Raw genomic sequence first — 11674 nt, 5'->3', positions numbered from 1 at the left:
TCATCCACCCGGCCGGGACCCAGGCCGGCCTTGAAGGCATCTGGACCCCGATGCTCAATTTCCGCATGGGCACCAGCGGCTGTCAGCAGGGCTGTATTGCTTGCGGCAACCTGTGCCCCACCGCGGCCATCCGCCCGATTTCGCTGGACGAGCGATTGGGCCGGGGCGATTTCGCATCCCGAGGCCCCATCCGCATTGGCACGGCCTTTGTCGACCGGGGCCGTTGCCTGCCCTGGGCGATGGACCGCCCTTGCATCGTCTGCCAGGAAAACTGCCCGGTCAGCCCCAAGGCGATCTTCACCCGCGAGGTCTACGAGCCGGTTCGCCTGGGCGGCGCGCTGGTCTTTCAAGCGATGGCGGACAACCGGCTGCTGGTTGAAGGCCCGGCACTGCCTTCCGAACGGTTTGCAACCGGGGACTATTTTGTTACCATTGACGGCGGCGACAGTCGGCCCCCGGCCAGGATCGTCGCCATCGGTCCCGGCGGCATCACCCTGGCGGACAGCCCCTGGGCCGAGACGGCCGCAGCGGGAGACCGGCTCACGCTGCTGGTGCGGCTGCAGCGGCCCTTCGTGGACCCGGCCCAGTGCATCGGCTGCGGGGTTTGCGAACACGAATGCCCGGTCAAGGGACGCCGCGCCATTCGGGTAACGGCCGAAAACGAAACCCGGCAGGCACGCCACCGCCTGTTGCTGTGAGCTCGGATCGGGCTCTGCCTGGGCCCCCGGCAGCGAACGGGGTGCAATCGGGATGGTCCCATCCACAGCGCCCTCACGTGAAGGGCAGCGGGGCAGGGTGGGGGGCGTTTTTCAGAAACCAGGGCAGGCACGGGGGGCTGCCCCCAAAAAAACGAGGTGAAGCCATGCAAAAAAAAGACAAATCCATATCCCGTCGGTCCTTCATCAAAGTTGCCGGTGCCGCCGGGGTGGGCTCCGTGCTGGCGCCCCTTGCGGGGCGCAACCGGGGGCAGGCCGCCGACCCGCTTCAGGCAGCGGAGAACCCTGCGATTCCCACGCGGCCCTTCGGCAGGTCCGGCATCCAGGTCCCCATTTTATCCCTGGGGGGCATGTTCGACATCCCCTCCAACCAGACCCTGCTCAAGCAGGCCATACGCTGGGGGGCCACTTACTGGGACACCGCCCATGTTTACAGCGGCGGGCGCAGCGAAGAAGGCATCGGCCAGTTCTTCAAGCGCTACCCCGAGGAACGCCAAAAGATCTTTTTGGTTACCAAATCCACCGCCCGCAATGGCCGGGGCATGAGCCGGGACCTGGCCACCTCCCTGCAGCGGATGAACACCGAGCATATCGATCTTTTTTTCGTCCACGCGGTCAGCAGCGCCGCCGAAATGGACAGCGGGATGCGCGCCTGGGCGGCCGAGCAGAAGGCGGCGGGCAAGATCCGGCTCTTCGGTTTTTCCACCCATTCCAACATGGCGCGATGCCTGCTGGACGCCGCCGGGCTGGGCTGGATCGACGGCATCATGACGACCTACAATTTCAGACTGATGCACGAGGAGAAAATGAAAGAGGCGGTGGCGGCCTGCGTGGATGCCGGCATCGGTTTGACCGCCATGAAAACCCAGGGTGGGGGTGCTGTGAGCAGCGCCTCTTCCCGGGAACTGGAACTGGCCGGCCGCTTTCTTCAGAAGGGGTTTAGCGACAAGCAGGCCAAACTCAAGGCGGTCTGGGAAAACCCCCAGATTTCATCCATCTGCTCCCAGATGCCGACCATGTCGATCCTCATGGCCAACATCGCCGCCGCCGTGGACCGCACGTCGCTCTCGGAAAACGAGCGGCAGCACCTGGAGCGCTACGCCCGTGAGACATTCTCGGATTACTGCGCCGGCTGCTCGCAGATCTGCGAGAACGCCGTCGCCGGCAAACTTCCCGTGAGCGACGTCATGCGTTATCTCATGTATGCCAGAAGCTACGGGGACCGGCAAGACGCCCGGCGCCGGTTTGCCGCCATCCCCGATGCCATCCGGCAGCAGCTGACACGGCAGGATTACACCCTCGCTGAGTCCCGATGCCCCCGCCGGCTGCCCATCGCCCGTCTGATGGGCGAAGCGGTCCGGGAATTGGCCTGAGCGGGGCAGGGAGTCAAAGGCAATCGTGTTTGATGAGCGTTCAAAAATCATGAAGCTCCCGTGCCGAGCTCTTTATCTGCCAAGTTCCGGCACATGCCGCGATATGCGCCGGCCGAACCTTTGACGGGTGGAATCATGACATCCTTCGGCGGCTATCTCGCACATCTGGCAACCCGGCTGTTCGTGCCTGCCAAAAACTTGAAAGCAACCTACGAAGCTTTCCGGCAGCTCCTGGAGTGGGACCAGCGCAGCCACGAAAAGATGGCCGAACTGGAAGGCTTCTACCACGAAGAAAAGAGAGCCGACTTTTACGCTATCCGCAGGACCTACGAAGACCTCCATGGCGCGGTGGCGGAAATGGTCGCCCACCTGGACGTCATGGCGCCGCGATCCTACCAGGCCCTCTTTTCCCGACTGCGTGTCATCGACTCAGCCGTGCGCGCCTTCGGCTTGAAGCTGCCGCAACCCGACGCCTCCCCCCCCTTCGTTCTGCCCCTGGAGGAGATCCCCCCCCAGGCTGAGGGCCTTGCCGGGGGCAAGGCTTCCCATCTGGCGGAGATCGCTTCAGCACTCGACCTGCCGGTCCCCAAGGGCTTCGTCATCACCTCCCGGGCTTTCAACGCCTTTTGTGAAACCAATCGTTTCGGCCCGGAAATCGAAAACGCCCTGGCAACCCTGGATCCGGATTCACCGCGGGCCTTGGAAGAGACCTCGGCCCGTTTGACGTCCCTGATCCTGAACGGCGCCATGCCCCCCGCCCTGGAAAACGCCATTCGGGAGGTTTTCAGCCGCGTTTTCGGCGCGGCGCGCTGCGCTGTCAGAAGCAGCGCCGTGGGGGAGGACGCTGCCTTTTCGTTTGCAGGCCAGTTCAAAACCGTTCTCAATGTGGATTCGCCCCGCTTGGTGGCAGCCTACAAGGAGGTGATTGCAAGCAAATATTCCCCCAGCGCCATCTTCTACCGAGTCAAGAACGGGTTCCTGGACCGGGATACGCCCATGGCGGTCCTGGCCCTTGAAATGGTGGATGCCGCTGCCAGCGGGATCATTTACTCCCGGAGTCCCTTTACTTCCTCGAAAGCCGGGATCACCGTTTACGCGATTTGGGGGCTGGGGGAACTCCTGGTCAAGGGCGACACGGTTCCGGACGTGCTGGAACTTTCCATGGCGGGGGACCGGTCGGAGGTGGTCCACCGGACCCGGGGCGCACGGGACCGCAAGGCAATTCTCTCAGCCCGGGGGGGTGTTGAAACCGTCCCGCTGGAGGTTTACGAGAAAGACTCGGCGCCGATTGACGATCACGAAGCGGCGCGGCTGGCGGCCTGGGCGCGCCGGTTGGAATCCTTTTTCCAAAGCCCCCAGGACGTCGAGTGGTCCAAGGACCACCGGGGCCGCTTGCTGATTCTGCAATCGCGGCCCCTCAAGGTGGAAAAGGAAGCCGAAAATTCCTGCCAAATTCAATTGTCCGGGGTTGCCAACCCCGTTCTACTTTCGGGAGGCGACCGGGCAGTTTCCGGAATCGGTACGGGCAAGGTGTTTGTGGTGTCTTCCTTCGAAGACCTGCAAGATATGCCGACGGGCTCGGTTCTCGTGGCCCGCTCCGCCCCCCCCAAATACGCCCAGGTGATGGATCGGTTGAGCGCGGTGGTCACCGACCTCGGTGCGGTGGCCGGGCATTTCGTCTCGGTTGCGCGGGAGTGGGGCGTGCCCACCCTGGTCAACACCCGGGAGGCCACCGGAAACCTGAAACCCGGGGAGATGGTGACCGTCGTTGCGGACAGCGCGAAGGTCTTCGCCGGCGCGGTGGCGGGGCTTCCCGATAGTCCCTGCGAAAAAAGCGGCCTGCCCAAGAACAGCCCGGTCATGAAGCGCCTGGGCCGCATTCTCGATTACTGCGCGCCCCTCAACCTGCTGGACCCTCAGGCTGACGGTTTCGTTCCCCAAGGGTGCAAGACGCTCCATGACATCGTGCGCTTCGTCCACGAAAAAGCGGTCCAGGAGATGTTCTTTCTGGGCTCAAAAGGGATGCGACGGGCAGGCGCCAGCAAACTGATCAGCCAAATCCCGGTCACGCTCTATGTCCTGGACCTGGAAAAGCGGTGGCCCAAGGGCCTGACCCGACGCGGCGGGATTCCTTTGAAGCAGGTGCAAAACCTTGGCCTGCGCGCTCTGTGGAAGGGGCTCGGGGACCCCGAGATTCCCTGGTCCTCGAATTTGCGCCATCTTGACTGGCAGGAGTTTGACCGGCTCAGCGCCGGCATCATCAGCCTCGATTCCCAGATTCTGGCAAGTTTCGCCGTCATTTCAAATGATTATCTCAACATCCACATTCGTTTCGGCTATCACTTTGTGGTCATCGACGCCCTGTTCGGCCCCGTTTCCGAGCAGAACTATATCGCCTTGCGCTTCAAGGGGGGCGGCGCGGCCCCTGAGCGCAGACGGCTGCGGATCCGGTTTCTATCCCAGGTGCTGGGGGCGCATGGCTTCGAAACCGACCCCGAGGGCGATGGGATCGATGTCAACCGCCGCGGCATAGCCCCCCGTAACATCGAGAAAAAACTTGAAATGCTGGGTTTTCTGTTGGGGTTCACCCGGCTGCTGGACCAGAGGCTCGAAGACACGGCCGACGTGGAAGCTTTCAGCGATCGATTCCTCACCAGATTTCCGCCGCAATGAATCATGCCATGGGCCAGCGCCTTGGCTGACCCGTTTTTTGCTTGACAATGAACCGCAATTTAGACATTAACCCACTTTCAGAAGCTAAGCTCCGATCTGCATCTGCAAGTTCAGGCTGCAATCTCTCCCGGGGCCCCGTAGGGCGGCACCTGCCCGGCGCCGGCCCAACGGGCGGTATTTTCCTTTTCAGTGCTGGCCGTCAATTTCCCTGCGGCAGGTGTTTCGCGCGTCCGGTTCAGCCAAGTCCGCCAGTGGCGTGCCGGGGTTTTCAGACACCGCCCGGAGGGGGCGCGCCCTTGGCTCTGCTGCCCGGTTAGGAAAAAATCGCCGAACACGGCAGGGAAATTCCACCTGGGCGGGTCGAGTCGGCAGGGAAGCAGGTTAACCGTCAACCATCAATGGAATATTTCAAGGAGGTGAACTGTGACAAAATGGACTAAATATCTGTTGTTGGCCGCCCTGGTGGTTTGCGTCTTCGGGCTGGTGCAGGAGCCGGCCTGGGCCGACAAGCTTCAGGAGGCCATCGCCGCGGCGCCCCAGGGGACCGAAGCGGGCCAGATCGATGCCGCCAAGCCGGCGGGGTTTCTGGGGATTCCCGGCGGCCCGCAGGTCAACCTGATCCTCGCCTTCTTCTGGGCGGTGTGGGTGGGCTGGATCTTCTCCACCGTCGGCGCCTTCGGCGGGGTGATGGCCGGAGTCGGCCATATGACGATCTTCGGACTGGGCAACTATGCCAAGAGTTTCAAAGAAACCGCGCCGATGCTCAACAAGACCATCACCGACTCCATCCGCGGCTCCAACCAGTTTCTGGTCGGTCTCTCGGCCCTGATCTCCTCGTTTAACTACTACCGCATGGGCCGGCTGGTTTTGCCGCTGGCGGTCATTCTGGGGATCGGCTCGATCCTCGGGGCCTGGGGTTCGGTCACCTTGAGCGCCGGCAAGATCTCCTTCTCCCAGTATCAGGGCTACTTCGGGCTCTTTGTCCTGGCCCTGGGCTGCTGGCTCCTCTACGACACCTCGGCCGCCGCTGCGGCCGGCAAGAAAAAGGCCAAGCAGGCCGCCCAGGCCTTCGAGGAAGCCGTTAAAAAGCAGAAAAGCGGTGAGAAGGTCGATACCGCCGCTCTTGGCGTCAAGGTCACCAAGATGAGCGTAACCGAGATCGTCTTCACCTTCTACGGCGTCGAGTTTCGTTTCAACCCCCTCATCCCCCTCATCGGTGGTGTTGCCATTTCAGCCATTGCCGCGTTTCTCGGGGTCGGCGGCGGCTTTCTGCTGGTGCCCTTTCTCACCGCCGTCACCGACTTGCCGATGTACCTGGCGGCGGGAACCTCGGCCCTGGCGGTGTTGATCAGCATGATCACCAGCATCGTGACCCTGATCTCCAAGGGGGTGCAGTTTGACTGGGCATTGATCGGCCTCGAGCTGGTTGGGATCGCCGTCGGTTCAGTGATCGGCCCATGGAGCTCCAAGTACTTCTCCGACAAATGGCTCAAGCGGCTGTTCATCGTCCTGGCATTTTACGTCGGTATCCGTTACGTTTGGAGAGGATTCTTCAGCTGATCGGATGTTCGCTTAAGAGAAACGCACTTCGGACTGTAGCAAGGCTCCGGGGGTCCCTTCTCCGGAGCCTTGTTCTCCCATGAATTCCCTCACCCGCTTCTTGCTATTTCTCGACCCCTGGCTGATCGCCCCCTTCCGCTGGCCGGAGGCCTCCATGGCCGGGTATCTTCTCGGCGTTGCCATCCTCGGCCTGCAGTGTGTGCTGATCGGCGATTTTTCGGCAACCCTGGTCGCCTTTATCAACCGCCGCTACCTCGGCACCATCGCCGAAAAGATGGAGCGCAACCGGAAGCTTTCCGAGACGGCCCTGATGATGGGCGACAAGGCGAGCTACCGGGCGGTCAACCGCCAGGCGCTGGACGCCTTCGGCCACTCCTTCTCCTTGGGCGCGGCGATCTTCTGCGTCTCCATCTGGCCGCTGCCCTTCGCCCTGGCCTGGCTGCATCTGCGCTTCAACGAGGCGCCGCTGGAGCTACCCTTAGCCTTGCCGCTACTCGGCCGCAGCGTGCACTACTTCCCCTCGTTTCTCCTGATCTATATCGCGGTGCGGGTCTGCTACGGGATGCTGATGGGTCGCTTTCGCTGGTATACCGGCCTCAAGCGTCGCGTCCTCTCCCAACCGGGGACAACCCCGGATCGGTGATGCCCTGACGGATCATCATCGGGCTCCCTGCGGAAATTCCGCGATCTTCATACGGTTTTTTCCGCGAAAGCCCAATCAACTTCCCGACTGCTGATTGTCAGGCGCTTTCTGTAGGCTGCCCGTTGGGCGGGAAAAGCCAACCTGCAGGCGACCCCCGCTGGGGTGATTGAACCTCTGCGGGCGGAAGGCGTCCAAGAGGCGGAGGTGGTTTCAAGGGGGTATAGATTCGCGGCTGCGGTGTATTTCCCCCGGGGCGCCACAAAAAAAAGCGGCCAACCTTGGGTTCGGTTGACCGCTGGAATTTGCTTGGCGTCCCCAAGGGGATTTGAACCCCTGTTGCCGGCGTGAAAGGCCGGTGTCCTGGACCAGGCTAGACGATGGGGACCTGGCTGTCGTTGGTGGGCCGTGCTGGGCTCGAACCAGCGACTCTCTGCTTAAAAGGCAGATACTCTACCGACTGAGTTAACGGCCCGCTGTGGAAGACTGCTAATAGCGGTATCCGGTTCGGATGTCAACCCAAAATTTGGCCAAAAGCCCTATTTACGCCAAAACTCGGGCACCAGCAGGATAATGACGGTATAGATTTCCAGCCGCCCGAGGAGCATGCACCAGATCAGCAGCCATTTGCCGAGGACCGGAATGGCGGCGAAGTTTTCCACCGGGCCGACCATGCCGAAGCCCGGGCCGATATTGCCGATGGTGGCCGCCACGGCCCCGAAGGCGGTGATGAAGTCCACCCCGATTCCTGCCAGAAGGACCGAGGAAAAGGCGAAAAGCCCCAGATAGAGCGCCAGAAAGCCGAGCACGCTGCGCACCACGTCGTCGGGCACCGACCGGCCGCCGATCTTGATCCGCGAAACGGCGTGGGGGTGGATCAGGGTAAAGAGTTCCTTGTAGCAGTATTTGAAGCAGACCATGATGCGCAGGCATTTCATGCCGCCGCCGGTGGAGCCGGCCGAGCCGCCGAGAAACATGCACAGCAGCAAAATCAGCTGGGACATGGCCGGCCACTGCTCATAGTCGGCGGTGGCATAGCCGGTAGTGGTCAGAATCGAGGTCAGCTGAAAAACCGCGTAGCGCAGGGCATCACCGATTTGGTCATAAACCGAACCGTAGATGTCGATGGCGATGACCAGGGTGAGCACGAGCGTGGCCGCCAAGAAGAAGCGGCATTCGGAATCCCGCCAGAAGGCCAGGGTGTCGCCCTTGAGCAGCTGATAGTGCAGCGAGAAGTTGATCCCGGCGAGCAGCATGAAAAAGGCCACCACGAGATCGAGATAGACGCTGTCGAAGTGCGCCATGGAGGCGTTTTTGGTGGAGAAGCCGCCCGTGGGCATGGTGGTCAGGGCGTGGTTGCAGGCGTCGTAGATCCCCATGCCGCCCAGGATCAGCAGGACCACCTCGGCCACCGTGAAAAGCAGGTAGACCTTCCAGAGGATCCGCGCCGTCTCCCGGATCCGGGGCTGGAGTTTGTCCGGTACCGGGCTGGGCACCTCGGCCTTGTAGAGCTGCATGCCGCCGACACCTAGTATCGGCAGGATCGCTAGTGAGAGCACGATGATGCCCATGCCGCCGAGCCACTGGATGAAGCTGCGCCAGAAAAGCAGGCTTTTGGAAACGGCCTCGATGTCGGTCAGGATCGAGGACCCCGTCGTGGTGAAGCCGGAAATGGATTCGAAGAAGGCGTTGACGAAAGGCCCGAACTCGCCGCTGAAATGGAAGGGCAGGCAGCCGAAGAAGCCCACCGCGCTCCAGCCCAGGGCCACGATGGCCATGCCCTCCCGCTGGCTGATGAACTCGGTTTTGGGCCCTCGCAGCAACAGGGCGAGGCTGCCGCCGACCAGGATGGTCAGCGCCATGGCCTGCAAAATCGGCCTCACGCCGCCGTCGCCGAAGTAGAGGCCCCACAGCAGGGGGATCACCATGGTCAGACCCAGAATGAGGACCAGGATGCTCACCACCTGCAGGATGCGGCGCCAGCGCACTTAAAAGTACTCCAGCTTGACCGCCAGGATCTTCTCGATCTTGGGGATTGCGGTTCGTTCGGCGAAGATGATGATCCGGTCCCCCGGTGCGATGACGCTTTCCCCGGAGGGAATGATGACGTTTTCCTCACGGATGATGGCGATCACCAGCGATCCGTTGGGAAAGGGAACCCCCTTGAGGGGCGTGCCGACGATGTCGGAGGTTTCCAACGCCACGGCTTCCATCACCTCGGCGCGCTCGCCTTTGATGGCGATGGCCGACAGGATTTTACCGCGCCGGATGTGCTGCAGGATCGTGTTGATGGCCGAGAGCCGCGGGCTGACCACAAGCTCGATCCCGATCGCCGGCATGAGCGCGAAATAACTGAACTTGCTGACCTTGGTGATGGTCTTGCGGGCCCCCAGGCGCTTGGACAGCAGCGAAGCCAGGATGTTGGTTTCCTCATCGTTGGTGAGGGTCAGGACGACGTCCATGTCCTGGATGTTTTCCTCGGCCAGCAGGTTCTGATCCGATCCGTCGCCGCAGAGCACCACCACCCCGTCCAGTTCCTCGGCCAGCCGGGTGCAGTGCTCGGTTGATTTTTCAACGATCTTGGTGCTCACGCCGCGCTTTTGAAGCAGTCTGGCAAGTCGGAAGCCGATGCGGCCGCCGCCGATGATCATCGCCCGCCGCAGGGGCTCGGCGCGCTTGTCGAAGACCGCCAGGGTCTCGATCAGTTTGCTGTCCTCGCAGATCAGGTAGACGATGTCGCCCGCCAAGAGGCGGTCCTTGCCCCGGGGGATGATCAGCTCCTCGTCGCGCACCACGGCGGCGATCAGGGGGCGGATGGGGCCGGTTTTTTCCCGCAGGTTGACCAGTTTGACGCCGGCCACCCGGGAATCTGGGTCGATCTGAATACCGACGAACTTGACCCGGCCGTCGGCGAACTCCCCCACCTCCACCGCGCCGGGCACGCTGAGGAGCATGTCGATGGTCTTGACCACCTCGATCTCGGGGTTGATGACGGTGTCGATGTGGGGGGCGTTTTCGCGAAAGGTGGCGTGGAACTTGTCGAAGTCCGCCTGCCGGATGCGGGCCAGCTTCTTGGTGGTGGGCGAAAGCAGGTTGGTCATCAGACAGGCCACGAGGTTGGTTTCGTCGCTGTCGGTGACGGCTAGCAGGATTTCGGCTTCATGGATACCGGCCTCTTCCAGCACGCGGGGGCTGCTGCCGGACCCCTGGACGACCTGCACGTCCACGTTGTCGGTAAACCGGCGCAGGGCCTCGGGGTTCTTGTCGACAACGACCACATCCTTGTTTTCCAGCGCCAGCCGGCTGGCGATATGATAGCCGACTTCGCCGGCACCCACGATGATGATCTTCAACGTGCTTGCTCCTGCTGTCGGGCCCCGGCCGGCGGGGGGGGTGCAAGTCGAGCAACCGGCCCGGCCCGGGGCCCGCCAGGCGCTTGATAGGGCCTCTCAGCGGCGAACCTGAGCGGTGCTCGCCGGCGAAGGCCCAATTCCCAAAAGCCGACATCGCCGGCAGCGTCTGAACCGGGAGAACCGGGCACAGGCATTACTATAGTCGGCCGCGACTGTCAAACGCGGTTGGGGCCAGGAAAAGGGGGCGAGGGGACCGGCGGGATTTCGGGGGATGGTGCTCCGCGGGGGCGGCGGTTCAGGTCAGGATCACCAGCAGCCAGAGGCTGACGCCTGCGGCCAGAACCAGCCAGTCGCTCCGGCGGGCGGACAGCGCCGGGTCGCTGCGGTCCTCGCTGTAGCAGCGGGATTCCATGGCGAGGGCCAGTTTGTCGGCGTCCGAAAAGATGCGCCGCAGCAGCGGGATGGCCAGGCGGATGAAGCGAACGACGGGGTTGCGGCGGTTTTCGATACCGCGCGCGCGCTGGGCGTCCAGGGTTTCCCGGGTCTGGTTGAGGATGACCGGAATGAAGCTGACCACCAGCCCGAGCATTACCGCCACCCGCTTTTCGGGCACCAGCGGCACGGGTTTGAGCAGCCACTGGGCGGCCGCCTTGATGGCCGCCGGACGGGTGCTGAAAACGAACAGGACACCGGCGGCGACGGCGAGCAGCAGGCGCCAGCAGACCAGGGCGCCCTCTACGGCACCCTGGCGCGAGAGGCTGATCCCGGCCCAGCCGATCAGGGCATCACCTGGGGTCGCCAGGCCCCGCACGATCCAGACCAGCGCCAGGAGCACCAGCAGGCAGCGCAGTTCCCGCAGCACGCGGCCCAGGGGAAGACCCGTGCCCAGGGCGATCCCCAAAAGGGCCACCGACAGCAGGCCGAGTTCGGCTGGCGCAGCGTGAACCGTCGCCAGACCCACCAGGGCCATCAGCGCCAACTTGACCCGGGCGTCCAGGCGGTGCAGCCGGCTTTGAGCCCGGGTATAGGCGACTGCCGTCAGTTCAGCCATGAGACGGCCTCCCGACCCCATTTGACCGCGCAGGGCGCCCGGACCCCGTAGTGTTCGACTTCGGTCAAAAGCGCCTGGGGCGAGCCGTCCCGCCGGATGCGGCCCCCCTGCATGACGATCAACCGTTCGGCGTGGGGCAGGATTTTTTCGATGTCGTGGGTGGTCACCAGAACCGTGTGACCCTTGCGGTGCAGGGTCACGATCTGCCCCAGCACCTGTTTGACGCCGGGAAAGTCGAGGTTCGAAAAGGGTTCGTCGAAAACGATCACCCGCGGCCCCATCGCCAGGACCCCGGCGATGGCCAGACG

At 63.0% G+C, this 11674-nt stretch carries 9 protein-coding genes and 2 tRNA genes; 5 read left to right on the top strand and 6 right to left on the bottom strand.

Annotated features, from left to right (window positions below):
- The 5 genes from LJE63_13780 to LJE63_13760 all read left to right on the top strand — a co-directional run.
- The coding region (locus LJE63_13780; protein MCG6907675.1) for a 4Fe-4S binding protein at positions 1-698 on the top strand (698 nt) is incomplete at its 5' end.
- Positions 699-862: 164 nt separating this feature from the next.
- On the top strand, positions 863-2089 hold the full coding sequence (locus LJE63_13775) for an aldo/keto reductase (GenBank protein MCG6907674.1): 1227 nt from the start codon (positions 863-865) through the stop codon (positions 2087-2089).
- A gap of 135 nt (positions 2090-2224) precedes the next feature.
- Positions 2225-4762 (top strand): hypothetical protein, encoded by a 2538-nt coding sequence (locus LJE63_13770; GenBank protein MCG6907673.1) that lies wholly within the window; start codon positions 2225-2227, stop codon positions 4760-4762.
- Positions 4763-5185: 423 nt separating this feature from the next.
- Complete coding sequence (locus LJE63_13765) at positions 5186-6322, top strand: sulfite exporter TauE/SafE family protein (GenBank protein MCG6907672.1); 1137 nt, start codon at positions 5186-5188, stop codon at positions 6320-6322.
- 79 nt (positions 6323-6401) lie between these two features.
- Positions 6402-6965 carry a hypothetical protein gene (locus LJE63_13760; protein ID MCG6907671.1) on the top strand — a complete coding sequence of 188 codons (564 nt, stop codon included), beginning with the start codon at positions 6402-6404 and terminating at the stop codon, positions 6963-6965.
- Between the two features lie 307 nt (positions 6966-7272).
- On the opposite strand, the gene LJE63_13755 is transcribed toward LJE63_13760, so the two are convergent.
- The 6 genes from LJE63_13755 to LJE63_13730 form a co-directional block, all read right to left on the bottom strand.
- Positions 7273-7350 (bottom strand) — tRNA-Glu (locus LJE63_13755).
- 11 nt (positions 7351-7361) lie between these two features.
- A tRNA-Lys gene (locus LJE63_13750) sits at positions 7362-7437 on the bottom strand.
- A gap of 64 nt (positions 7438-7501) precedes the next feature.
- On the bottom strand, positions 7502-8950 hold the full coding sequence (locus LJE63_13745; protein ID MCG6907670.1) for a TrkH family potassium uptake protein: 1449 nt from the start codon (positions 8948-8950) through the stop codon (positions 7502-7504).
- Complete coding sequence (gene trkA / locus LJE63_13740) at positions 8951-10315, bottom strand: Trk system potassium transporter TrkA (protein MCG6907669.1); 1365 nt, start codon at positions 10313-10315, stop codon at positions 8951-8953. It lies immediately after the preceding gene.
- Positions 10316-10610: 295 nt separating this feature from the next.
- The gene (locus tag LJE63_13735; GenBank protein ID MCG6907668.1) at positions 10611-11366 is read right to left on the bottom strand and encodes an energy-coupling factor transporter transmembrane protein EcfT; all 756 of its coding nucleotides are present in this window, start codon (positions 11364-11366) and stop codon (positions 10611-10613) included.
- On the bottom strand, positions 11354-11674 hold a 321-nt coding region (locus LJE63_13730; protein ID MCG6907667.1), incomplete at its 5' end, for an energy-coupling factor ABC transporter ATP-binding protein. The genes LJE63_13730 and LJE63_13735, both read right to left, overlap by 13 nt.

The sequence above is a fragment of the Desulfobacteraceae bacterium genome (genome assembly GCA_022340425.1).
Lineage (GTDB): Bacteria > Desulfobacterota > Desulfobacteria > Desulfobacterales > JAABRJ01 > JAABRJ01.
This window is presented reverse-complemented; position numbering and strand designations above follow the sequence as displayed.

Excerpts from the sequence above, each read along its gene's own strand:
- LJE63_13775 (MCG6907674.1), top strand. The coding sequence starts at position 863 with ATGCAAAAAAAAGACAAATCCATATCCCGTCGGTCCTTCATCAAAGTT.
- LJE63_13770 (MCG6907673.1), top strand. The coding sequence starts at position 2,225 with ATGACATCCTTCGGCGGCTATCTCGCACATCTGGCAACCCGGCTGTTC.
- LJE63_13760 (MCG6907671.1), top strand. The coding sequence starts at position 6,402 with ATGAATTCCCTCACCCGCTTCTTGCTATTTCTCGACCCCTGGCTGATC.
- LJE63_13735 (MCG6907668.1), bottom strand. The coding sequence starts at position 11,366 with ATGGCTGAACTGACGGCAGTCGCCTATACCCGGGCTCAAAGCCGGCTG.